The organism is Fructilactobacillus sp. YLN 2412 (assembly GCF_059488745.1).
In genome coordinates this window covers 15,301-41,022 of the sequence record NZ_CM183165.1, presented here as the reverse complement: position 1 = coordinate 41,022, position 25,722 = coordinate 15,301, and the positions used below count along the sequence as shown (strand labels likewise).

The window sequence follows — 25,722 nt, the reverse complement described above, 5'->3', positions numbered from 1 at the left end:
TAATTACTCATATATGCGATGGTGTTCGCAATTTAATTAGTTGATTTTCAACTTAATGGCACCTACTAGAAAAACTAGTAGGTGCCATTTTATTTTAGGAGGAAAATTTGGAAACTATTTTAGTTTTTATTTGGGGAATGTTAGGAGGTTTATTGCGATTAAAAATTACTAATCTGATTAATTATAGTTACTTTCCCATTTCAACTTTAATCGTAAATTTAATTGGATCGTTCTTACTACCTTTTTGGAAAAATTATATTTGTAAAAAACTAAAACTATCATTATTAATAAATAATAGTTTTGGAACTGGATTTATTGGATCATTCACAACCTTTTCGGGATTAATTCTCGATTCATTTAAATTAATTGAAGCACACCAAATTCTATTTTTTATCCTTTACATTGTTATTAGTATTATTTTTGGAATTATTTTAGCAATTTGTGGAAATCAATTAGCACTTAAATTATCACAAGAAAGGTAATTAAAAAAATGAATTATTTTTTATTTATGATAGGAACTGGTATTGGAGCAACTGTTAGATTTAAAATCACTAATATTTTTAAACAATATCATAAAAAATTCATTGCAACTTTTGTAGTTAATATGTTAGGGTGTTTAATTGCTGGATTTTTATTTCCTTTTGCAATATCAACTTGGTATACAATCATCACGCTTGGTTTTATTGGTGGTTTCACAACTTATTCAACATTTAATAATGAGATTGCTAATTTGTTTTTAAAAAAACAAAAAAATTTGATTCTATTATATACCTTGTCTAGCTATTTATTAGGTTTGTTACTTTGTTTCTTTGGCTATTTATTTACAAAGTTAATCTTTCTAAATAATTAAAGACACAAAAAAAGACGTCCACCATTAAGGTGAGCGTCTCTTTCTTTTTGGGTTGCGTGGCAACGTCCTATCCTCGCAGGGGGCGATCCCCCAACTACTTTTGGCGTGCTGAAGCTTAACTTCTGTGTTCGGCATGGGAACAGGTGTATCCTTCAGGCTATCGCCACCACACTTTACTTATGCTTCCATAAGCCTGAGCGAACTTCGTTCTCTCAAAACTAGATAATATCTTCTCTGTTCAACTTTGATTTAACCCTGTGTCTTCCTTGGTTAAGTCCTCGACTGATTAGTATTAGTCCGCTTCACATATCACTATGCTTCCACTTCTAACCTATCGACCTGATCATCTTTCAGGAGTCTTACTTCCATATAGGAATGGGAAATCTCATCTTGAGGCGAGTTTCACACTTAGATGCTTTCAGCGTTTATCTCATCCATACATAGCTACTCAGCAATGCGCCTGGCGGCGCAACTGATACACCAGCGGTATGTCCATCCCGGTCCTCTCGTACTAGGGACAGCTCCTCTCAAATTTCCTGCGCCCGCGACGGATAGGGACCGAACTGTCTCACGACGTTCTGAACCCAGCTCGCGTACCGCTTTAATGGGCGAACAGCCCAACCCTTGGGACCAACTACAGCCCCAGGATGCGATGAGCCGACATCGAGGTGCCAAACCTCCCCGTCGATGTGAACTCTTGGGGGAGATAAGCCTGTTATCCCCAGGGTAGCTTTTATCCGTTGAGCGATGGCCCTTCCATATGGTACCACCGGATCACTAAGTCCGACTTTCGTCCCTGCTCGACCTGTTTGTCTCGCAGTCAAGCTTGCTTTTGCCTTTACACTTTACAAATGATTTCCAACCATTCTAAGCAAACCTTTGAGCGCCTCCGTTACTATTTAGGAGGCGACCGCCCCAGTCAAACTGCCAACCAGACACTGTCTCCGAGCACGTTAAGTGCTCAGGGTTAGAGTGTTCACATAGCAAGGGTAGTATCCCACTGACGCCTCCACCGAAACTAGCGTTCCGGCTTCTATGGCTCCTACCTATCCTGTACAAGCTATGTAAACACCCAATATCAAGCTACAGTAAAGCTCCATGGGGTCTTTCCGTCCTGTCGCGGGTAACCTGCTTCTTCACAGGTATCTTAATTTCACCGAGTCTCTCGTTGAGACAGTACTCAAATCGTTACGCCTTTCGTGCGGGTCGGAACTTACCCGACAAGGAATTTCGCTACCTTAGGACCGTTATAGTTACGGCCGCCGTTTACTGGGGCTTCATTTCGAGGCTTTGCCGAAGCTAACCTTTCCACTTAACCTTCCAGCACCGGGCAGGCGTCAGCCCATATACTTCATCTTACGATTTTGCATAAACCTGTGTTTTTGATAAACAGTCGTTTGAGTCTTTTCACTGCGGCTGGCCGTGAGGCCAGCACCCCTTCTTCCGAAGTTACGGGGTCATTTTGCCGAGTTCCTTAACGAGAGTTCTCTCGCTCACCTGAGGATACTCTCCTCGACTACCTGTGTCGGTTTGCGGTACGGGTAATTAATTACTAACTAGAAGCTTTTCTCGGCAGCGTGACATGGGTTACTTCTCTACTTAAATTTCGATCCTCATCATCGCTTGTCAACCTGGCTACAAGCATTTAACTCATAACCTGACTTACGATTTGAACATACATATCCATCAGTATGCATAACTTAGCCTTCTGCGTCCCTCCATTGTTCAAACATAATTAACTAGTACAGGAATCTCAACCTGTTATCCATCGCCTACGCTTCTCAGCCTCGGCTTAGGTCCCGACTAACCCTGGGAGGACGAGCCTTCCCCAGGAAACCTTAGTCATTCGGTGGACCAGATTCTCACTGATCTTTCGCTACTCATACCGGCATTCTCACTTCTAAGCGCTCCAGCAGTCCTTGCGGTCTGCCTTCATTGCCCTTAGAACGCTCTCCTATCACGCAACGTAGTTGCGTCCGCAGTCTCGGTAATATGCTTAGCCCCGGTAAATTTTCGGCGCAGAATCACTCGACTAGTGAGCTATTACGCACTCTTTAAATGATGGCTGCTTCTGAGCCAACATCCTAGTTGTCTATGCAACTTCACTACCTTTTCCACTTAGCATATATTTAGGGACCTTAACTGGCGGTCTGGGCTGTTCCCCTTTCGACGATGGATCTTATCACTCATCGTCTGACTCCCGGACATAAATCAGTGGTATTCGGAGTTTATCTGAACTCAGTAATCCTAGATGGACCCCTTGCTCAAACAGTGGCTCTACCTCCACGATTCTAATTCCGAGGCTAGCCCTAAAGCTATTTCGGAGAGAACCAGCTATCTCCAAGTTCGTTTGGAATTTCACCGCTATCCACACCTCATCCCAGCACTTTTCAACGTACACGGGTTCGGACCTCCGGTGCGTATTACCGCACTTTCATCCTGGACATGGATAGATCACCTGGTTTCGGGTCTACGGCAACATACTAAAACGCCCTCTTAAGACTTGCTTTCGCTACGGCTCCGCTTTTTCGGCTTAACCTTGCATGCAACTGTAACTCGCCGGTTCATTCTACAAAAGGCACGCTATCACCCGTTAACGGGCTCTAACTGCTTGTAGGCACATGGTTGCAGGAACTATTTCACTCCCCTTCCGGGGTGCTTTTCACCTTTCCCTCACGGTACTGGTTCACTATCGGTCACTAGGGAGTATTTAGCCTTGGGAGATGGTCCTCCCGGATTCCGACGCCGTTACACGTGTGGCGCCGTACTCAGGATCCTGAACTGAGGGTATTCGATTTCATTTACGAGACTATCACTCTCTTTGGTGCAGCTTCCCAGCTGCTTCAATTATCAAATACTTTTGTAACTCAAATGTTCAGTCCTACAACCCCGGACCATAAAGGTCCGGTTTGGGCTATTCCCAGTTCGCTCGCCGCTACTTTGGGAATCGAAATTTCTTTATATTCCTGTGGGTACTTAGATGTTTCAGTTCCCCACGTCTGCCTCTGCGCAGCTATGTATTCACTACGCAGTGACCAGTCATGACACTGGTCGAGTTTCCTCATTCGGAAATCTCCGGATCAAAGCTTACGTACAGCTCCCCGAAGCATATCGGTGTTAGTTCCGTCCTTCATCGGCTCCTAGTACCAAGGCATTCACCATGCGCCCTTTTTAACTTAACCTATAATCCTTCGGATTATAAATTATTGAGTTTAGCGATTAAACTATTAATTTAAAAAACTCAAATAACACAATGGTTATTTCTCGGTTGAAATTATATTAAAAATATAATTTTTACAGAAAATAATATTATCTAGTTTTCAAAGAACAAAGTAGACACTTGCGTGTCAATGGAGAATAGCGGGATCGAACCGCTGACCTCCTGCTTGCAAAGCAGGTGCTCTCCCAGCTGAGCTAATTCCCCATAATATTCAACTAACCGATAAGATCGGTGATGGGCCTAAGTGGACTCGAACCACCGACCTCACGCTTATCAGGCGTGCGCTCTAAACCAGCTGAGCTATAGGCCCAAAAAGCGAATACTATGAATATATGTATATAAGAGTAGATACTCTCAAAACTGAGCAAGATTTTGATCGGTGTAAGTTACGAATTTTTCCTTAGAAAGGAGGTGATCCAGCCGCAGGTTCTCCTACGGCTACCTTGTTACGACTTCACCCTAATCATCTGTCCCACCTTAGGCGGCGGACTCCGTAAAGGTTATCCAACCGACTTTGGGTGTTACAAACTCTCATGGTGTGACGGGCGGTGTGTACAAGACCCGGGAACGTATTCACCGTGGCATGCTGATCCACGATTACTAGCGATTCCAACTTCATGCAGGCGAGTTGCAGCCTGCAATCCGAACTGAGAACGGCTTTAAGAGATTAGCTTGACCTTGCGGTTTCGCAACTCGTTGTACCGTCCATTGTAGCACGTGTGTAGCCCAGGACATAAGGGGCATGATGATTTGACGTCATCCCCACCTTCCTCCGGTTTATCACCGGCAGTCTCTCTAGAGTGCCCAACTTAATGCTGGCAACTAAAGACAAGGGTTGCGCTCGTTGCGGGACTTAACCCAACATCTCACGACACGAGCTGACGACAACCATGCACCACCTGTCATTCTGCCCCCGAAGGGGACACCTAATCTCTTAGGTTAACAGAAGATGTCAAGTCCTGGTAAGGTTCTTCGCGTAGCATCGAATTAAACCACATGCTCCACCGCTTGTGCGGGTCCCCGTCAATTCCTTTGAGTTTCAACCTTGCGGTCGTACTCCCCAGGCGGAATGCTTAATGCGTTAGCTGCGGCACTGAGAGGCGGAAACCTCCCAACACCTAGCATTCATCGTTTACGGCATGGACTACCAGGGTATCTAATCCTGTTTGCTACCCATGCTTTCGAGCCTCAGCGTCAGATGCAGACCAGACAGCCGCCTTCGCCACTGGTGTTCCTTCATATATCTACGCATTTCACCGCTACACATGAAGTTCCACTGTCCTTTTCTGCACTCAAGTTATCCAGTTTCCGATGCACTTCTCCGGTTAAGCCGAAGGCTTTCACATCAGACTTAGAAAACCGCCTGCGCTCGCTTTACGCCCAATAAATCCGGACAACGTTTGCCACCTACGTATTACCGCGGCTGCTGGCACGTAGTTAGCCGTGACTTTCTGGTTAGATACCGTCACACCGTGAGCAGTTGCTCTCACGGTCGTTCTTCTCTAACAACAGAGTTTTACGAGCCGAAACCCTTCTTCACTCACGCGGCGTTGCTCCATCAGACTTTCGTCCATTGTGGAAGATTCCCTACTGCTGCCTCCCGTAGGAGTATGGGCCGTGTCTCAGTCCCATTGTGGCAGATTACCCTCTCAGGTCTGCTACGTATCATTGCCTTGGTGAGCTATTATCTCACCAACTAGCTAATACGCCGCGGGTCCATCCAGAAGCGATAGCATAAAAGCCATCTTTCAAACGAGAACCATGTGGTTCTCGTTGTTATACGGTATTAGCATCTGTTTCCAGGTGTTATCCCCTTCTTCTGGGCAGGTTACCCACGTGTTACTCACCAGTTCGCCACTCGGTCAGATCTATCGTCAAGCTGATGCAAGCACCAGCTATCAGTTAGGAGACCTCGTTCGACTTGCATGTATTAGGCACGCCGCCAACGTTCGTCCTGAGCCAGGATCAAACTCTCATTTTAAAAATGAGAACTTTACTAGCTCTTATTTATTTTATTTCTTAAAGCAAATTGACTTTGCATAATGTTTTAACCTTTAAACTAAGTTTAAAGATTACCTTACACTTTTGTAATCAAAATCTTGTTCAGTTTTCAAAGATCTACTCTTGCACTGCTTCTGCAGTGCATTTACTATCATAGCTCGTTTAAAAATAATTGTCAATGATTTTACTTAATTAATTTTAAAAAACTCAATTACTTAAAGATTAATGCGTAAAAACATTTCGTAGTCATTTCCTAACGAACAATTATTAGTATATCTCATTGGTCAAAGAATGTCAAACGTTTTTAATAATTAATTTTGAAAAGTTTATTTTCAATCATTTATCATAAAAACATAATCTCTCTCAACCACATTTAATAATATACACTCATACAAATCGCATGTCAACAGTTTGGTCAAAAAAAGTCAAAGTGCTTCGAACGTATTTTTTTAAAAACATAAATTAACAAAAATATCATTATTTTTGTTCGTAATTTACAAATAAAAAAGACTAACATCAGATAAAAACAAATGTTAGTCTCCTATAATACGAAAATAATTTTTTGATTTATTTATTAAGAACTTGATTAATGGTTTCATTAACTATATTTCGTTCCTTATTAATCAACGAAACTTTTCCTTTAATTAAATCAAGATCCATCTTAATTTCACGAGTTAATCCTGGGGTTTTTAATTTAGGAATAAAAAACGATTCAAATTCTGCTAAGCGAGCAGGTGTATGAAAAATGTTGGCAGTAACTGTAATAAAGGTAGCAAATTCCATATCGCCACCGACCGTATCTTCTAACCATTGCCACTCATTTCGAATCCAATCCCAAGCAGCCTGTTGCCCCATTTCATTATTCAATAATCCCCGATACCAAGCCCGCAAATCTTGTGGTTTAATCACAGCAGCATCTTCAAAATTATTAACTAACTGTTGAATCAACTCAGGATCAGTTGTGTTTGGGAGTGCTAAACGAATATCACTTTTAAAACTTGCATCCGCAGTTTGTTGATAATCATTTAACAATTTAGTAAATAAAGCTTCACTACCAAAGTTTTGAACTTCATTCTTTAATATCAAACCACGCACATCTGCCGATAAACCATTTAAATCATTTTGATAATGTTCAAACAATTCATGAGCTTGTTGAATTGATGTTTCATTCTGTGCATAAAGCGAAGCATTTAATACAAATGGACGAGTTAGCTGATCATCATTACTATCAGCAGCATTAGGAAGCCAGCCTAACCGTTGTACTTGTTGATGACTTAATCGATCAAACAATTCTCGCAACTGTTGTTCATCCGGGGAAGATGGTTCTACAAACATCCGTAAACTATTAGCAATTTGGTAAATTTCAGCATTTACTGTCGCCGAATGACTGGTTGAAAATCGAACTAGTAATGGTATTAAATCTGCATAAGAAATCTGCTGTGCAGCAGCTAACAAGCGCAAATCTTGTAATAACTGACGTTGATCAATCGGATTCAAAGTATCTGCATGTTGTAATATGTCATGTAATAATTTTTCATCATATTTAACGATATAATGAGAATTATTTCCCATATTCAAACGAAATGGTTGACCATTTTGTGCTCTTAATTGTTGATAATCACCTAGTTCAATTGTCTTGTCAGCCATAATCTGTGGTGTTTCAGTATAATTACCGTTCAAAGGAATCTTCCATGTTCGTCCTTCATCTTTTCCACCACCAATAAAGAACTGTTGCTGTGATAAAGTCAGCTTACCTTGATCATTAACATTCGCAGATACCACTGGATAACCAGGTTGTTCTAGCCATGAATTCATGATATCGCCAATTTTCAATCCAGAAGCATCTTCTAATGCTTGCCATAAGTCGCTTCCAGTAGCATTACCATATTGATGCGCTGCAAAATAGTGCTTGAGTCCTTTTCGCAAGGCCTCATCACCAAGCAAAGAACGCACCATCACTAACATCCGAGCCCCTTTAGCATACACAATGGCTGAATCAAAGAGAGCATCAATTTCTGCTGGATTATTCACATCGACATGAACCGACTGGACTCCATCCGTAGCATCACGCTGTAAAGCAGCTGGTACATCCGAAGTTTGAAAAAGTTCCCAAATATTCCAATCAGGATTCAGAGCATCAACTGCCACATATTCCATCATATTGGCAAAACTCTCGTTTAACCACAAATCATCCCACCATTTCATGGTAACTAAATCGCCAAACCATTGGTGAGCTAATTCATGAGCAATCACTGTTGCCACTAACTGCTTAACATCCAACGAAGTGTTGTCTGGATCAAGTAATAGATAAGATTCCCGATACGTAATCAAGCCCCAGTTTTCCATTGCTCCAGCCGAAAAATCTGGAAGTGCTAATTGCCAAGAATGAGGTAATGGATAAGGAGTTTGGTAAAAATCTTCATAAAATTCAATCGCACGTTTTGCAATATCTAAGGCAAAATCCAACTCTTTTGCTTGATGAGCTTTAGTAGCAAATACTCCTACCTTAACTCCACTATCAGTAGTAGTAATTTTGCTTTGTAATTCTCCAAAGGCAAACGCAACTAGGTAAGTCGACATTTTAACAGTTGGAACAAAATAATGAACTCCATTTTGAACATGGTCTTCCGGCATATTAGCTAAAATGGTTTCGCCATCATGTTCATCAAACTTAATAGCAAGACTGAATGTCGCTTTTGCTTCTGGTTCATCCACTCCTGGAAATGCTTCACGGGCAAAAGTAGTTTCAAACTGCGTTCCAATAATCTGTTTCTGAACTCCGTCTACTTGATAATAAGAAGGATAAATTCCCATCATCGAATCTGTTAGCTTAGTATGGTAGGTAATCGTTAATTCAACTTTCCCAGTCTTAGGAAGTTGAATATTTAGTGTTTCTGCCTGATTATCAGTTGTAAAATCAACTGGTTTTCCATCGGCCACTACTTCAGTGACCACTAAATTTTTTTGATTAACGGAAATCTCTGATTTGTCAGCATTCCCAGTAATAATCGTTTTTCCATTAATTGTTTTATTTTGCCGATTTATATCAAAATAAACATCATAATGATCTGGTTGAAAAATATCATATAATCGCTTTATTTCTGCCATTTTCAATCCCTCTTTGGCTTTCTAAATAATTTTTACATTTTTGCAATTGTAGCCGACTTACTAATAATAGTAAAGAATAGCGAAATTTCTTTTTTAAGATATCAATAATTGAATTATAATAAAGCTATCTCATTCTCAATTGTAAGGAAGAAAAACTATGTCAAAAGAAACGAAACGTGCCATTTTTATTATTATTGCTGCTAACTTCATCATTTGTCTAGGATGGAGTCTAGTTATTCCGGTTGAGCCTTTTATTAAATCTGAATACCATTTAACTGCAGGAGAAATGGGAGCAATGACTTCCCTGTATGCTCTAGCACAGTTCATTTTTTCGCCCATTGTCGGACGGATTTCCGATAAAATGGGACGAGCTCCGATTTTAACTGCTGGTCTCTTACTATACATGTTTTCCGAATTAATGTTTGCTGCTTCCAATAGTCTGCTGTTATTTGATATTTCACGAAGTATTGGTGGAATTTCAGCTGCTATGGTTGGAACTACATCGATGGCAATGGCAGCTGATTTATCCAGTGAACGTGACCGTGCCAAAGTAATCGGCTGGATTTCGGCAGCTTTAAGTGGTGGTTTGATTATTGGACCAGGGATTGGGGGCATCTTAGCCAATATTAGTTATAAAACACCATTCTGGTTTGCTGGAGCTGCTGGACTAGTAGCTGCCATTATTTTCGTTGTTGGATTACCTAAACACATTAAAAATCAAAGTAATGGCCATCAGGTTGGACAAGTTAATATTACAGAAAAAGGACTAAAAGCCATCATGAGTAAAGTGGTAATAATTCTTTTTACGATGATTCTCATTTCTTCATTCGGTCTTGCCGGCTTTGAAAGTATTTATACATTATATGTTAACCAAGTTTTCAACTTTACTTTAAATGAAATTTCAATCACCTTAATCTTAAATGGGATTTTTTCACTTATCTTACAGGTCCTACTATTTGATAAATTAGTTAACTTTTTTAGCGAAATCAGACTAACTCGAATTTGTTTTTTAATTAGTACAATTGGAATCGTTTGGCTTTTGTTTGCCCATAGTGCCATTGAAGTTATTATTGCAACTTTGTTAGTATTTTGTGCTTTTGATGTTTTACGACCTGCTATTACCACCATGCTAACTCGTTTTGGCAACCGTAACCAAGGGTTAATTAATGGACTAAACATGTCACTTACTAGCATTGGTAATATTGCTGGTCCAATCTTTGCTGGATCATTGATGGACATTAATCCCCATATTCCCTATGCAATTGTGGCTGGAATTCTCTTCATATCGGCCTTAATAACTTACGTTGTTAGTCATGAAATGAAAATTGATAAAAATGTGAAAAATTATTAGGCTTTTTAGTTTATAATTAAGGTGTTAAATAATTTAAAAGGAGTTTTTTTAATGTACACAGATGAAAAAAAGAAAATTGACTATTGGTCATTAATCGCTGGAGTTATCTTTATTGCTTTAGGACTTACTATTTTTGCCCGTCCCTTTGCAGCATTTCGCTCGTTAGTAGTGGTAATTGGAATTATCGCTCTTTGTATGGGAGCTTACCATATTATTCTTCATAAACAACTTGAAAAAGAGCTTAATATGGGTGGTTATCAATTTATCATCGATGCCATTGTCGATGTTTTAGTTGGTTTATTATTAATTTTTAGTAATTCATTTGGTTTCTTCTTAATCGCAATTGCATTCGCATTATGGTTTATTGTTGATTCAGCAATCGATATTTATAAAACTGTTAAAGCCAATAAGATTTCAAAAAAGCCATATTATTACCTAACTTTAATTTGTGGTGCTTTAGGAGTAATTATTGGTATTTTCTTATTTTTCTCACCAATGATTTCAAATGCTTTAGTCATTCTTTTCATTGCAATTTACTTCGTAATTGAAGGAATTAAAATGATTGTTCGTGCCTTTTAATCACATTTTCAAACAAAAAACTTCGTAAACATGGAATAACCCGTGCTTACGAAGTTTTTTGTATTTATTTTTGTCTTATAGCACAAACAATACTATGAACCAACATTCCGGCTATCATCATGTACATTGCGGGCATCATTCCCATTGGGAGTAACATTACAACTAAAGTTAATACCCAAAAGGCAGCCATACACCAATAAAAGATTTTCATCTACTAACACCTCGATTCAAGACACTTTAATTATACTAATTCTATTTTAACATCTTTTCGTGTTAGAAATAAGCCTTTACAAATAAATATCCTGCTAAAATAAATGATGCAATGGCAATCAGCATCCGCAAAATACGGATGTTAACATGACGAACAATCAAAGGACCGCAGTATCCACCGATCAACAACCCGATTCCAAGTGGCAAAACTGCTCCCCAGTCAATCGTAGCTTTGAAAATAAAAAGGGCGGTTGCAGCAATATTACAAGCAAATGTCATAACATTTTTCACGGCATTATATTTAGCAAAGCTTTCGCGCGTAATAATTGCCAAAATAGCTAATAAAACTACTCCACCAGCCGCTCCAAAATAACCTAAATAACCGCCAACAAAGATAATTCCGGCAAAACTAGCAAATTGAATCCAGCGGTGACGAGTTGGATGTTCAGCATCTCGTTTTAGTTGTGTTTCCGCTTTAATTTCAGTCCCACGTCCAGAAAGAATTAACATAAAACCGGCAATAAAGATAAAAAATGGGACTACCTTTTCAAAAGTTGATGCTGGAGCAATCAACAGCAATGAGCTTCCGATTAAACTTCCGATAACAGCTAAAATTGTGTAATAAAATGCCCGTTTCCACTGTCCCTTTAATTCTTTTAAAGAAGCAGGAATTGCACCTAACCCGGTGCAAATTAGTGAAACCGTATTAGAAACATTCGCAACCACTGGTGGAATTCCTACCATCAACAGTGCTGGATAAGAGGCAATCGAAGCTAACCCGGCAATTGTAGCTAATAATCCAGCTACAATCCCAGCTGCTATTAAAAAAACAAATTGTAAAATCATATTCGTTAAATACTTCCTTCCGAAGTGTTTAGAATTGTAATAGTTATTTCCATTATATACAAAAACAGCCCTCACATTAAAGTGGGGGTTGTTTTTAAATTAAAATATTTTTACAATTTTACATCATATTCATCAAAATAATGGGCTAATGGTAAAAGATCTTGTCCATCATAGTAATCAAAGAATTCTTGCAAACTATAAGTTTTACCAGCTGGTTTGTCATCTTTGTACTTAGGACTAACTGATTCTTCTAATTTTCCATCAACAATTTTGACATCCAAATCTTCAACCGGCAATCCACGTTTGTCATTGATAACAATATCAATTAAAAATGGAGTTCCAGCATTGGCTGCTTGAACGGCTTTATCAAATGCTGCAGGGAGTTCACGATAATCTGTTACTCGAATTGCATCTAATCCCATTCCTTTAGCAATCATAGCAAAATCTTGTTGTTGTAAATCAAGACCATAAAATTGCATTGGCAAATCTTCTTGTTCACCCTTAATAAAGCTTAAATCACCATTTTGAGTAACAACATTAATAATTGGTAAATGATATTTAGTCATGGTAACCAAATCTTGCATTACCATTGATAAAGCACCATCTCCAGCAATATTAAAGACTTGTTTTTCCGGATTATCAAGTTTAGCTGCGATTGCTCCTGGTACTCCAGAACCCATTGTGGCAAACAATGCTGAGATGACCCATTGATTCGTAGGTCTGATATTCAAATATCTAAAGGTGTTAATCGTATTATCACCAACATCAACTGAATAAATTGTATCTGGATTGGAAACTCGATTAATCTGATTATAAACTTGAGCGGGTGTCAAACTCTCATCCTCACTAGCCAACATCTTTTTAATATATTGTTTCCAGTTTTGCATATCAGCAGCAGCAGCTTTAAAGAAACCACTAGGTGCTGCAGTTTCGCTGCGATCAAGTGCTTTTTCAACAAATTGGGTTGCATCTGACCAAATTGCTAATTCTGGAACATGATGACGACCAAGTTCAATTGTTTGATTATCAATTTGAATATACTTGAAATCATGAGTTGCATAAAAACTATTAGCAAATGGGAAATCGCCACCAATTGCAATGACTAAATCAGACACGTCCAAAATCTCATCAGCGGCTTTGGAAGCAGCTCGGTTAGCAGTTCCCAAATTCCCCTCGTAATCTTCATTAACATATCCCTTAGCTAAACCATCCATAACTAATGGAATTTGTAATTTTTTCGATAATTCAATTAATTTGTCGCCGCCGTTTTTAATTCCACGACCAACATGAATAACAGGACGTTTAGCATCTTTAACTAACTGCAAAAATTCATCAACTTCAGCATCAGTTGCTTGTGGTTCGGGAGCTGGCTTATTATAAGTTTGCGAAGCAGAATCATATTTAACATCTGGAATTAAATCAAAACCAAAATCATTTGGAATTACTACTACAGCAACCCCCTTTTTAGCATAAGCCTCGTGAATAGCTCGATCAATAACATGAGGTAAACTTTCAGGAGTCATGACTACTCGATCATAAACAGCTACATCTTCAAACATTGGAACTTCAGGCATTTCTTGGAAATAGTTGTAGTTCATATTATCATGACCAACTTGGCCTACTAATGCTAAAACTGGTACGTGATCTTCTTTAGCATCATATAATCCGTTTAACAAGTTAACTGCCCCTGGTCCAGCAGAACCAAAAGCAACTCCAATTTTACCAGTTAATTTAGCATGAGCAGCAGCAGCTAACGCCCCCACTTGTTCATGTCTAATTTGAATATAATTAACTTTTTCCTTTTCGATATCAAGTGCCTTAAGTGTAGAGTTAATTGAACCACCTGGATAACCATAAATATCTTTTACCCCATAAGCTTCAATTACCTTTAACATTGCTACAGCAGCTGGAATTTTATTTACATCTTTCATCATAACTTACCTCCCTTTCATGCTTTAAGTATAGTACCCTTTGAAAGCGTTTGCAATGTTTTAGATTACTTAATTTGACACTATTAATATCTAGTTGATTAACTAAAAAATTCGGATAAATTAACACCAGTCGGTGTAACTTATCCGAATTTTATTCAGTCATTTACTTTTTCTCGTCGATGCTTTTGAAAAATCACAATATATATTGTAATTGGAATTGTCAGAACTACCCCAATTGATGAGATTAGTGTCATGATAAATTCAGAAACAAAGATTTTATCGTTTAAAACCATCCCAAAATCGTAATGCAGTCTGGCAAACCAGATAAACAAACCAATTAATTCACCATAAAAACCAAAGAATAAAGTGTTAAAAGCCGTCCCGACAATTTCTTTTCCTACTTTAGTACCTTCTTTACGTAACTTAATATCAGTGATTGTTTTATCATGATTTTCTAGTTCAACTAATCCCGTCGCCAATGCTACTGCAGCTTCAGCGACAGCTCCTAAACAACTCAAAATAGTCATAGCACACGAAACGTCCAAAAATCGAACGCCTAATTGTAATGATAACCCTTCCAAATCCTCAGTATTTTCAACGCCAAAACCTTGAACCTGAGCCCAATGTTCAACTGGAATAATTAGCAAAATTACTAATCCTACTACAATCAAGGAAGTTAAAAATGCAATATCAGCATTTCGTCCCTGTTGATTCCCAAAGTAAATAGTAATTACCAAAATAATAATAGCACTAATCAAAGTCACTATTAGATAAGGAATTCCAAAAGAAATCAGAACAACCGACATAAAAACTAGGCCAAAATTAAAGATTAAGCCTAGAAATGAAACAAATCCTTGTTTACCTCCAGCTAGCAGCATTGCCCCAAATAAAACAATAATCAATGCGGTAATAGTTGTCATTTGACCACCTTCGTTTCACATAAACCTCCAGCAATTAAACCAGTAATGGGAACAGTTAATGCAATCCCGATTCCGCTAATCAAACTTTGGACAATTCCCAAGGTCATTATCATGGAATATGAATAACCCCAATTATTTCCATTTCGCATAAAAAGTACCATCATTGGAAAAGTACCCGCTACAAAAATCAAAAACAAAACATTAATTAAAGGACCCATAATCGACCGTCCAATTTTTCTTGCATTTTTAAATAATTGCCAAAAAGTTAAAGCCGGTTCTTCTCGGTAAACAGCAAATAAGCTCGAAGTAATGTCGGCTGAAAGATCCATGATTGCTCCTAACGATCCAATCATACTTCCTGCAAAAAATAATGGTAATCGCTGTTGAGTCACATAATCCATCATTTCAAAATTCATGCCGCGCTGATGTGTAGCAGACATAACTAAGTAAGCTATCAAAATAGCGGCTGCCGTACCACAAATGGTTGAAGCAATTGCAACGAGAGTTTCTTTTGACCAGCCAAAAATCAAAGTTGCCGTCACAAAAGTAAAAATAACTGCCAAAATGGCAAACAAAATAAATGGATTAAGATTCGTTCCAACATCAATTTCAACCGCTGTAAAAAAGAGAAGTGCATTAATCACTAAACTCAGCAGCGCCATTGATCCTCTGAATTTTAAAATCAATAATAATAAACTAATTGTCAGCCAAACTAAGAAAACGACTACTGTATCGCGCTTAAATCCATTGATTAAAGCCGAAGATTTGTTGGACTTTTTGTTTCCCAAATGGACAAATACCTGTTGTCCAGCATGATATTGCATGTCGGTTGCCCCAGCTCCGGAAAACTGATTTTGTGATTTAATAATTTTACCGCGATTTTTTCCATTTAAAATCTTAAGCGTCACAATTTGATTTTCTTGAAAATCCTGATTATGAAATTCATCGGTTACTTTTGTACGACCATAATTATGAACCTTTTGTACTTGTGCCACAGTCTGGTGATAAAATGGCGCATCAAAATGCGTAAACACCATTGCTCCAATTCCAACCAACAAAGTTAATAAAATAGTAAGCCATTTTACGTGAAACTTAAGATTAATTCGAGTCAAATTGACATCTCCAAACTTAATTTAAATAAAACTAAACCAATATTAAATACCATTATAAACTAAACGAAAGGCGATAAAAATGAAGTGGATTTTTAAACATTTTTTGTTTTCAAAGCTGCCAACAAAGATTCTTAATACCAATGAAAAATTAATAAAAAGCAGCAATGCCTTTGGACAGATCAGTTAGAGAAAAATTCTAATTGATCTTTTTATTTATGATAAGGACTTCCCTGATTGATCATAAAAGATCGATAAATTTGTTCACATAAAACCAATCTCATTAATTGATGGGGTAACGTAAACCGTCCAAACGACATTTCAAAATCAGCTCGCTGTAAAACTTGGGGAGATAGTCCTAACGAACCACCAATCACAAAAGTAATATCGGAGTGTCCGTACGTGGTTAAATCTTTAATTTTAGCAGCAAATTCTTCTGAAGATAATTCTTTTCCCAAAATTGCTAGTGCAATTACATATTCTCGATCGCCAATCTTACTTAAAATACGTTGTCCCTCTTTTTCCATCACTGAATCCATTTCAGCTTGACTTAATGATTCTGGGGCCTTTTCATCTGGAACCTGTGTAATTTTAAATTTACAAAATCTTGACATTCTTTTTTCATATTCAGCAATCCCATTACGAAAGTATTTTTCCTTTACTTTTCCAACTACTACTAATTTAATGTTCATAAGTCCACTCCTTTTAACAGTTTATCCACAAAGTTATCCACAGGAATGTGATTATTTCCTACTTTTTACACAAAATTAACTACCTGTTTTTTTACTAAAGTTGTCAACATGTTTTTTAATTATCCACAACAAAAACAGCAACGTGTGTTCGTTAACACAATTTTCTACTACTATAAACGTTGATATAACAGGTTTTTATTATTAACGAAAAATGTTCCATAAACTTATGCACAATAGTTGTGGATAAGTTTACATTAGTTATCAACTTCTCAAAACTCCCCAAGCAATGGTATTTATAATTAATCACTAAGCTTATCCACAAAGTTATCAACAGACTTTTCAACTATCATTTATCCCATAACTTTTTCACTTAATTATTATATTTAATTAAGTGAATTCGTTCGCGATTTAATTTTTAACATAACTTTATGTCATTTAATAAATTAAATAATAACTGCTTTAATCGTTGAATAATCAACATTAAATAACCTAATAAATGCAAAAATGTAAATTAACATACTGTTAGATTGTACATCAACTAACTCTCAATTGCCGAATTTAGTTGGTTATAAACAAAAAGCATAATTATCTATGCGATAATTATGCTTCAAAAATCTTATAAAGTAAGTAAATCAGACGGTTTTTCTACATCAGTATCAAACAATTTAAAATCACGTCCAACGCCTAAACCATTATTTTTCATCATAGAAGCAACGGTTAAACGTGCTAATGATTTCGTATTATTGTGATGACTCCGATGAGCTAAGAAAATTTGCTTTGTCGCTGGACCCATAATATCCATTAAGGCTTCTGTTCCTGCCACATTAGATAAATGTCCCGTTGGGCTCTGAATCCGCATTTTAGTGGAATACGAATAATCGCCATTCATCAACATATCCGTGTCGTAGTTGCATTCAAATAAATACCCATCAGCATTTCTAATAATACCTTCAATTTGATCATTAATTGATCCCGTATCAGTTACAATCACAAAACTCTTCCCATTATGATGATAATTATAAAATTGGGCATGTGCCGCATCGTGTTCCACTGAAAAACTTTCTACATCTAAATCACCAAATAATTCTGTTGAATCAGGGGCAAAAACAAATTTTTGTTCGGTTGGAAATCTACCGATTTTACGTTGCATGGCTTTCCAAGTTGCATCATTAGCATAAACATTCATACCATATTTACGTGCCAAAATCCCAACTGCTTTAGCATGATCAGTATGTTCGTGGGTTACAAATAATGAATCAACATCCTTTAAATCTTTACCAATCGATTTCATGAGCCGTTCGATTTTTATTCCTGATAATCCAGCATCCTGAATTATTTTATGTTGGGGCGTTTCGATGTAGGTACAATTCCCACCGCTGCCACTGGACAGAACGCTAACTTTTAACGAATCATCACTCATTGATTGTTCTCACTTTCTACATTTTGACTATTATTTTTAATCTTAACCTTTTCAGTTTTAAATGATGCCCCATTAAAGGCATTAATTCGTTTAATTTGTTTTTTATGACTGGTTTTATTTTCAGTTGCAATCATCCAGGTTGGAATATAAACATCTTCTCCACCAATATGCAACAAATGAGTGTAAGCCAATTTAGTCCACAATACCTTGGAGTTGTCGGGAATCTCATTATATTGATAAAGTCTAATGACTGCATGTTCTTCAGAAATTAACTCTGATTTTTCATGTAGAATTTTAATGTTGTTTAATGCACGTTGTGTATAACCACTCAAATGATGATCTTTTGTAATATTAAATGTAATTCTGGCATCAGATGAAAGCACCGTACTATTAACTACCATTTGATCATAAACAACTTTAGTTTTATTAGACAAATGCTTATTATAAAGAAAATATTTGCCATCCAGCACAAAACCATTCTTTTTCAGCAAATGATCAATTGTTTTATGTGGATTATTTTCATCGACCTTAATGGTATTTCGAAAAGTACTAACAACTGTATTACTATCAATTCTAGCATCTTGGTTTTTAAGTTTCGAAAATTGAGACTCAAGATTATTATCCTGAGTAGCTGAAAGATAATAACCATCCAAACGCTGATTAGATAATTTTCCGACTGAAATTGAATCATGTTTCATTTCTTTAATGATGGTATTATCAGCATTCCCAACTGGTGTATTAGTTGGCTGAATTTTATTGCTTTTTGTCATAGTAAATAAAAATATATCAATCACAATAAAAACTAACAAGAAGATTTCTTGAATTCGTTTAAAATTCATCAGAAATTCTCCTTTCCAGCTTGATAGTAAGGACTCAATGTCTTGTAATTTACCCACTTATTATGGTATTTCACAAACCAGGTTGATTGCAATGTTACTAACAGATTATTTTGCTTATCAGGAATAATCTGATAACCCAACTTAACATCCGTCACTTTTGACATATCAATACCATCATTTTTCAAATCACGTAATAAATTCCTAGTACTAGGAAGAGTAGTTGTCTGTCTATTGGTAGGAACTGGGATTTGAAAATCACGTAATGAAAATTTATAACGCTCAGTATTACCGTTAATAAAGCGATATGAATAACTACCTAATTGTTCAGAACCATATAATGGGAAACCTTCGATGAAGAAACGATAATTAACGGCTTTATCCTTATTTGTGTAACTATCAAATTTTGTATTATCTAGGGGCACTCCCAATTGGATAGCATTCCGATAAGCTGCTTCTAATGCTTCTTCTTGATTATTAACACTATGATGGGTTTGATAATTATTATAAATTACATTCCCATCATTCGAAAATGTTAATCCCTGATCAGAAGAATTATAAGTCGTACTATTTTTGTGATGTTTAATCGTAGCATTAGTGGTATTTCCAATAATCCGACTTAGATACGAAGACTGGGATTGTTCCTGCAGTAAATAACCATAATCTTTCATTTTAACTTGACTTGGGAAATATAAAAAAGGACGACCATTACGCAACCGCATTTCGACGTGATCTTTTGTAACATCATGCCGAATAATTCGATGAATTTTTGCTAAGCTACGTGATTTTACATTTACTTGATAAACTGTATGATTCCTGTCACTTAAAAGATACATGCGATTATTATCATCAATAGGTAAGACAATTCGATTAATATCTTCTTTCCCATTAAATCCGGAATAATGCAAAATTCTGGCAATAATATTAGCTGAAATCGAACTATTATAATTCAGCATTAACGAATTATGGTAATTCATCTTATCCAAATATTTTTTCTGATTTCCTGTTGAAATTTTTTTGATTTTAGAAAAATGATAATGATCCATATTTTTCAGTATTTCACCCACTAAGTTAGTTGTGGGACTAGTCAGCATTTGTTGTTTTCCATCTTTATCCGTCTGAATAATTTGAGTTGGTGAATAAACTTCCAAAAAATTACGCGAATTAATATCATTGTGTAATGCTGACTTTTGCTTCGGATGGTTATTATTACTAAATCGTGCTGGATTAGTTAGCAAAGAAACTGACAACACTAGACTAATGCCAACTGCAACTGCCAGCGAAATCGGTAAAAATAAACGTTTAAGCCTGTCCTTCATCCCACAAATCCTCCTCAACTGATTCACAAGGAAGGAAAACATAGAAAGTTGAGCCTTCTCCTTCTACACTCTCCACCCGAATATTACCGCCAAACGATTCAATGATTTCTTTTGAAATTGCTAATCCCAGTCCACTACCACCTTGAGCTCGTGAACGTGCTTTATCAATTCGATAAAAACGATCAAAAATATGCTTAATCGCTGATTTAGGCATTCCCAATCCCTGATCGGTAATACTAATCACAATTTCATTATGATTTTCATACAAACGACAGGTAATTACACCACCATCAGGCGAATATTTGACTGCATTATTCATGATATTATCAATTACCTGCGTAAAACGGTCAGTATCAATTTCAGCCCATAAATCCTGCTCAGTAAAAAAGCGTTTAATTTTATAATGTTTTTTTGAATCATCATTTTTAACAATCATATCAAAGCGATCCAAAATATAATTAACTAATTTATTAATATTAACTAATTCAGTATTATATTTTTGTGTTCCGGAGTCCATCCTTGATAAAGTCAGCAAATCATTAATCATTCGAATCATTCGATCAGTTTCATCTTGAGTAACATGCAAAAACTTTGGGGCTAATTTTTCATCCTTCCAAGCTCCATCTAATAATGCCTCAATGTACGAATGTACACTGGTAAGCGGTGTTCTCAACTCGTGGGAAACATTTGAAACAAATTGGCGTCGATCTTGATCAATTTTTTGTTGAGCCGTAACATCATGAAAGACACAAACAATTCCATTTATGAAACCTGATTTACGTTGAATTAGCGAGAAATGAGCCGACAAAATCAATTTATGACCTTCAGTTGAAAAATCCAAAAATACTTGTCCCGGATCATCAATTAAATCTTTTAAAGTATATCTATTTTTCAATTTTAAAATATCTAAAATTGGTTTCCCAACTGCTTGCGCTTTATTAAGTCCCAGTAAATCTAAAGCTTCATCATTTACAATACTAACAATCCCGCGCCGATCAGTAGCCACCACACCATCAGTCATGTTATCTAGTACTGAATCCAACCGACGTCGTTCTGATTCAGTCAGTTCTTGTGATTCCTCAACTTGAACAGAAAGATTATTAACTGCCTGAGCTAATTGTCCCAATTCATCATGTCCATAAACCTGTACATGACCGGAATAATCACCACGAGCAATCTGTTCTGTCTGTTTCTTTAGCTCTTCAATTGGTTTCGTAATGGCTCGGGAAATAATCAATGTCAGTATTAATCCTAAAATAATAGATAAGACTGCCGCAAAAAGATAAATAATCGTGATGTTATTGATATTGTGATAAACCTGACCTAAATTAGCCCGAATATAAACAACACCTTCAACATTATTTTGATTTTTAGAACTATTAATTAATGGTGTAATTAAGGTGTAATATCGATTATTATTTTCTGAATTATTCTTTTCAATGGTTTTACCACTATATAGGGCACTTTTTATATCGCTATCGGTATTCTTCTGCCCTACAAGCGATTGATTACTCGTTTGATTGGTTCCTCGAATATTTCCTCGGGAATCTACCACTGTAATCTCGTCAACGTTACTAACGTCAGCATCTTGTAAAATAGTCTGAATTTGTTTATTAGCTTTAATCTGATTTCGACTAGCTAATTGTTTTTTTAAAGAAGCATTGACATATGGTTTTAATTGGATTGATTCTTTAAAAGTATTCAAGTTTTGGTATTCAAGCTGACGCACAAATACTGCTCCCACTGTTTCCAGCGTTAGAAGCAGCATCAACACGAAAACTAATGCAATTTTAAAATGAATGGATTTAAAAAATTTCCATCTCTTCTTTACCATTTAGTTGACCTCTTACTACTTATTATCCTCAGCTACATCATGCACGTAGTACCCGACTCCTCGACGTGTTACCAACCACTTGGGATGGCTAGGATCATCTTCGATTTTTTCTCGTAAACGTCGTACCGTGACATCTACTGTCCGCACATCACCAAAATAATCATAACCCCAAACGGTTTGCAATAAATGTTCCCGCGTCATAACTTGTCCAATATGTTGGGATAGGTAATGAATTAATTCAAATTCCCGGTGCGTTAAATCAACCGGTCCGCCATTCTTAGTAACTGAATAAGAATCAGGATGAATCACTAAGTTCCCGAGAGTAATGTCTTTTTTATCTTCATCATCAGAGTTGTTAGAATCGCTATTTACTGATTGTCTTCGTAAATTAGCTTTAACCCTAGCTACCAGTTCTCGATTTGAAAACGGCTTAGTAACATAATCATCAGCTCCAATTTCCAAACCTAAAACTTTGTCTAACTCCGAATCTTTAGCAGTTACCATAATGATTGGCATATTGTGGGTTTTACGAACTTCTTTGGCCACTTCCAAACCATCCATTTTAGGCAGCATCAAATCTAATATAATTAAATCCGGATTTTCCGATTCTACTTTTTCTAAGGCCTCTTCGCCATCATAAGCAACAACTACCTCGTAACCTTCTTTGGCTAAACTAAAATTTTCAATATCCGTAATTGGCTTTTCATCATCAACAACTAATATTTTTGCCATAATTTAATAACTCCTAAGCTTGTTAATTTAAATTTTGAATTGTCTTCTATCAGGTAATGATCAAGGCTTACTTTCTGCTCAATCATGCCATATTATAACATATCTAAAAGTAAGACCTTTACCGGTACCATTTAAAATTGTCTAAATTAGTTTCATTTTTCGCAAAAGATAGTTGCACTGGTTTAGGCCGTATGCTACTATTATATATGTACTTTTGATATGGGCAGTTAGCTCAGCTGGCAGAGCAACGGACTCTTAATCCGTGGGTCCAGGGTTCGATCCCCTGACTGCCCATCTTTGGAACGACTAGTGTAGTCGTTCTTTTTTTATATGTAAATTTAGTTAGTAACTGTTTTTTAGCAAAACTAGGAGAATTCTATTATGACTACATGGAAAAAAATTACTCGGGTAACCCGTTTACATTCCTTAATTGCATCGGTACTTCCGTTTTGTTTAGGAATTTTGTTTGCTTTATATCAGTATCATACACTCAACTTTTTCCATAACGTCTTATTTTTTATTATTTGTTGTTTAATGCAGATTATTGTTAATCTCTTTGATACCGTCAAAGATTACCAAAATTCGTTAAAATATAACTTAACTCAAGAACAAGAAGGAATTTTTCAAAAGATTAGCAGTCCACAGGAATATCAGCAGCTCAAACATTTAATTTACTTGCTAACTGGCATTGGATTGTTATTAGCACTGTGGCTCGTAATTATAACGAGTCCGTTAATTTTAATTCTAGGTTTAACTGGAGCTGCGATTGGTTATTTATACAGTGGCGGTCCTCATCCCATTCAAAATGGTCCTCTAGGTGATAATGCCTCAGGAATTATTATGGGTTATATCATTTCGCTAGCCTGTGTTTTAATTAACATTGCTCCCAGCCAGGCTAGTTGGTCTATCGCTGGTCAAATGATTTTTGTTGCTGGAATTGCAATTTTTGCTATTACCAATATCAGTCTAGCAAATAATCTCTGTGACTACGAAGAAGATATTAAATTCAATCGTTTTACCAGCGTGAGTTATCTTGGCAAAGAGGGTACTTTACGCCTCTATTTATTTAATTATCTAATTGGTTACGGGTGTTTATTGGTTTCTATCATCATGCGTTGGTTGCCAATTGAAACTATCTTAGTTTTTCTTACGATTCCATTAGTACTTAAAAACACTAAAAGGTTTTGGAAATTTCAGTCAAAACAAAAAACATTTGTACTTACAATTCGCAATGATATCGCAATCACTTTAACTGTAGTTCTCGCTACTATTATTTACGCAATTTTTCCTAATTAATATTTATAAAAAAGGTCTATCCCAATGATTTTTCAATAGGATAGACCTTTTTGATTTGTTATGACACACTAGATTTGGCTTCAGTATGATAACCATAAATAGTTACAATTGATCCGAGAATGATAATTGCAATTCCAATCATTGTGGGAATATTAATATTTTCCCCAATTAGGAAATAAGCAAAAATTGGCGATAATACTGGTTTAAAGAAGAATACTAACGATGCAATTGAGACACCGCTGTCTTGTAATGCCAAAAAATAAAAAGCAAATCCACCACCAGTAACGGCAACTCCGACAAACAATAAAATCCATAAATTAGGTAAATTTACGTTTTTTAAAATTGGGATATCAGCAAAAGTTTTTAACCAACTAATTGAACGCATTCCAGTCGCAACAAAGGGAATTTTAGTAATTAAAATTATAATTAATAGTTCAATTGATCCAGCAATAAAAGTAAAACTCGTCATTACTACTCCATCCAAATGAACTTTTAAAGATCCCGCTTGTGACATAATACTATAAAATCCAAAGGTAGCTGCAGCAAATATTGCTAACGAAATTCCAATTGGATCAGTTAGTTTAAATGGATCAATAATCACTAGTAAACCCACTACTGATAATACCAATGAAATAATATCAGCACGTGAAATACTTTCATGTAAAATCATGTAAGCAAACAAGAGTGCAAACACTGGATTACAGCTAAATAAAACTGCAACAATCGCTGGTTCTCCGTAGACAATCGCTAATTGATACAAAGTCATTGAAACTACCACACACAAAAAACCGGTATAAAAAAAGGTTTTCCAGTCTTCCCAATGCAGTTTATGATGCAGTTTCTTCAAATGTACTAGAGCAAAAGGCAGGATTACTAATCCACCTAGTGTAAATCGAATTAAATTTAACTGGATTGGATTAAATTGATTCCCAGCAACTTTTAATGCGATTTCCATCAAACTAAATAAAACAGTTGATATACAAACATAAAACATTGATTTTTTCATATGTAGATTCTCCTCTTACTATCCAAAATACAAAATAATCAAATAAAATGCAAATTACCACAGAAAAAAAGCCATTCTAATTAATAGAATGGCTTTTCATGTTTAATTAATTTTTATCAAAATCATTAATTACGTTTTCGTAATCTTTCATGAATTTGTTGTAAGCATCTTCGTCATACTTATCGAATTTGCCAACTCCGTGAAGGGTACGTTTGATTTCATGAATGGCTTTGTGTTCTTCAAACCAAGCACGAACTTTGTGACCTTCTTCTGATTCAGTACTTTCTTTAGCTAAATCTTTTTCAAGTTTAGTTACGATTTCTGAAATCTTATCTAATGTTTTATCTGCTTTAGTTGCGTCTGACATAATATCACTCCTTTTTTAGTTAATGGGAATATTATACAAACCTTGTTTAGTTATGGTCAATTAAAGCGACTCAAACATTAAAATGTTTCACATGA

At 36.4% G+C, this 25,722-nt stretch carries 19 protein-coding genes, 3 tRNA genes and 3 rRNA genes; 6 read left to right on the top strand and 19 right to left on the bottom strand.

Annotated elements, in window-relative coordinates; all coding sequences use genetic code 11:
* Window positions 1-107: 107 nt before the first annotated feature.
* Both AC0GLR_RS00190 and AC0GLR_RS00185 read left to right on the top strand, forming a co-directional pair.
* The gene (locus AC0GLR_RS00190) at window positions 108-482 is read left to right on the top strand and encodes a fluoride efflux transporter FluC (protein WP_495604822.1); all 375 of its coding nucleotides are present in this window, start codon (window positions 108-110) and stop codon (window positions 480-482) included.
* Between the two features lie 8 nt (window positions 483-490).
* Window positions 491-850, top strand: a complete 360-nt coding sequence (locus AC0GLR_RS00185; protein ID WP_495604821.1) for a fluoride efflux transporter FluC — start codon at window positions 491-493, stop codon at window positions 848-850.
* A 54-nt stretch (window positions 851-904) separates the two neighbouring features.
* Here the strand turns inward: AC0GLR_RS00185 and rrf are convergent.
* From rrf to AC0GLR_RS00155, 6 genes are all read right to left on the bottom strand, one after another.
* Window positions 905-1,021, bottom strand: a 5S ribosomal RNA gene (rrf, locus tag AC0GLR_RS00180).
* Between the two features lie 95 nt (window positions 1,022-1,116).
* Window positions 1,117-4,032 (bottom strand): 23S ribosomal RNA (locus AC0GLR_RS00175).
* A 169-nt stretch (window positions 4,033-4,201) separates the two neighbouring features.
* Window positions 4,202-4,274: transfer RNA gene (locus tag AC0GLR_RS00170), tRNA-Ala, on the bottom strand.
* Window positions 4,275-4,305: 31 nt separating this feature from the next.
* A tRNA-Ile gene (locus tag AC0GLR_RS00165) sits at window positions 4,306-4,380 on the bottom strand.
* A gap of 94 nt (window positions 4,381-4,474) precedes the next feature.
* A 16S ribosomal RNA gene (locus AC0GLR_RS00160) occupies window positions 4,475-6,051 on the bottom strand.
* Together the 16S, 23S and 5S rRNA genes with 2 tRNA genes alongside form the textbook arrangement of a ribosomal RNA operon.
* 587 nt (window positions 6,052-6,638) lie before the next feature.
* Window positions 6,639-9,179, bottom strand: coding sequence for a M1 family metallopeptidase (locus AC0GLR_RS00155; RefSeq protein WP_495604820.1), 2,541 nt, complete (start codon window positions 9,177-9,179; stop codon window positions 6,639-6,641).
* Between the two features lie 157 nt (window positions 9,180-9,336).
* Between AC0GLR_RS00155 and AC0GLR_RS00150 the strand changes: the two genes are divergently transcribed.
* Window positions 9,337-10,530, top strand: coding sequence for an MFS transporter (locus tag AC0GLR_RS00150; protein WP_495604819.1), 1,194 nt, complete (start codon window positions 9,337-9,339; stop codon window positions 10,528-10,530).
* A 51-nt stretch (window positions 10,531-10,581) separates the two neighbouring features.
* Window positions 10,582-11,109 (top strand): HdeD family acid-resistance protein, encoded by a 528-nt coding sequence (locus AC0GLR_RS00145; RefSeq protein ID WP_495604818.1) that lies wholly within the window; start codon window positions 10,582-10,584, stop codon window positions 11,107-11,109.
* Between the two features lie 64 nt (window positions 11,110-11,173).
* Here the strand turns inward: AC0GLR_RS00145 and AC0GLR_RS00140 are convergent, their stop codons facing one another.
* From AC0GLR_RS00140 to yycF, 11 genes are all read right to left on the bottom strand, one after another.
* Complete coding sequence (locus AC0GLR_RS00140; RefSeq protein ID WP_495604817.1) at window positions 11,174-11,320, bottom strand: hypothetical protein; 147 nt, start codon at window positions 11,318-11,320, stop codon at window positions 11,174-11,176.
* Between the two features lie 62 nt (window positions 11,321-11,382).
* A complete protein-coding gene (locus AC0GLR_RS00135) occupies window positions 11,383-12,165 on the bottom strand; it encodes a sulfite exporter TauE/SafE family protein (RefSeq protein ID WP_495604816.1) in 783 nt (260 codons plus the stop codon).
* Window positions 12,166-12,275: 110 nt separating this feature from the next.
* Window positions 12,276-14,096 (bottom strand): pyruvate oxidase, encoded by a 1,821-nt coding sequence (gene spxB / locus AC0GLR_RS00130; RefSeq protein ID WP_495605437.1) that lies wholly within the window; start codon window positions 14,094-14,096, stop codon window positions 12,276-12,278.
* 155 nt (window positions 14,097-14,251) lie between these two features.
* The gene (locus AC0GLR_RS00125) at window positions 14,252-15,016 is read right to left on the bottom strand and encodes a YibE/F family protein (protein WP_495604815.1); all 765 of its coding nucleotides are present in this window, start codon (window positions 15,014-15,016) and stop codon (window positions 14,252-14,254) included.
* On the bottom strand, window positions 15,013-16,128 hold the full coding sequence (locus tag AC0GLR_RS00120) for a YibE/F family protein (protein ID WP_495604814.1): 1,116 nt from the start codon (window positions 16,126-16,128) through the stop codon (window positions 15,013-15,015). Before AC0GLR_RS00120 ends, AC0GLR_RS00125 begins: the two co-directional genes overlap by 4 nt.
* 209 nt (window positions 16,129-16,337) lie before the next feature.
* Complete coding sequence (rlmH, locus tag AC0GLR_RS00115) at window positions 16,338-16,817, bottom strand: 23S rRNA (pseudouridine(1915)-N(3))-methyltransferase RlmH (protein WP_495604813.1); 480 nt, start codon at window positions 16,815-16,817, stop codon at window positions 16,338-16,340.
* Window positions 16,818-17,433: 616 nt separating this feature from the next.
* A complete protein-coding gene (locus AC0GLR_RS00110) occupies window positions 17,434-18,237 on the bottom strand; it encodes an MBL fold metallo-hydrolase (protein ID WP_495604812.1) in 804 nt (267 codons plus the stop codon).
* Entirely contained in the window at window positions 18,234-19,076 is an 843-nt protein-coding gene (locus tag AC0GLR_RS00105) for a two-component system regulatory protein YycI (protein ID WP_495604811.1), read from the bottom strand. Before AC0GLR_RS00105 ends, AC0GLR_RS00110 begins: the two co-directional genes overlap by 4 nt.
* Window positions 19,076-20,392: a YycH family regulatory protein gene (locus tag AC0GLR_RS00100; RefSeq protein WP_495604810.1), complete on the bottom strand. Its 1,317-nt coding sequence runs from the start codon at window positions 20,390-20,392 to the stop codon at window positions 19,076-19,078. Before AC0GLR_RS00100 ends, AC0GLR_RS00105 begins: the two co-directional genes overlap by 1 nt.
* Complete coding sequence (gene walK / locus AC0GLR_RS00095; protein ID WP_495604809.1) at window positions 20,376-22,226, bottom strand: cell wall metabolism sensor histidine kinase WalK; 1,851 nt, start codon at window positions 22,224-22,226, stop codon at window positions 20,376-20,378. Before walK ends, AC0GLR_RS00100 begins: the two co-directional genes overlap by 17 nt.
* A gap of 15 nt (window positions 22,227-22,241) precedes the next feature.
* A complete protein-coding gene (gene yycF / locus AC0GLR_RS00090; protein WP_495604808.1) occupies window positions 22,242-22,958 on the bottom strand; it encodes a response regulator YycF in 717 nt (238 codons plus the stop codon).
* Between the two features lie 221 nt (window positions 22,959-23,179).
* On the opposite strand from yycF, the gene AC0GLR_RS00085 reads away from it, so the two are divergent.
* Both AC0GLR_RS00085 and AC0GLR_RS00080 read left to right on the top strand, forming a co-directional pair.
* Window positions 23,180-23,252: transfer RNA gene (locus AC0GLR_RS00085), tRNA-Lys, on the top strand.
* 87 nt (window positions 23,253-23,339) lie between these two features.
* A complete protein-coding gene (locus AC0GLR_RS00080) occupies window positions 23,340-24,254 on the top strand; it encodes a prenyltransferase (RefSeq protein ID WP_495604807.1) in 915 nt (304 codons plus the stop codon).
* Window positions 24,255-24,312: 58 nt separating this feature from the next.
* Here the strand turns inward: AC0GLR_RS00080 and AC0GLR_RS00075 are convergent, their stop codons facing one another.
* Window positions 24,313-25,260, bottom strand: coding sequence for a DMT family transporter (locus AC0GLR_RS00075; protein WP_495604806.1), 948 nt, complete (start codon window positions 25,258-25,260; stop codon window positions 24,313-24,315).
* Window positions 25,261-25,366: 106 nt separating this feature from the next.
* Complete coding sequence (locus AC0GLR_RS00070; protein WP_065866131.1) at window positions 25,367-25,627, bottom strand: hypothetical protein; 261 nt, start codon at window positions 25,625-25,627, stop codon at window positions 25,367-25,369.
* Between the last annotated feature and the right edge of the window lie 95 nt (window positions 25,628-25,722).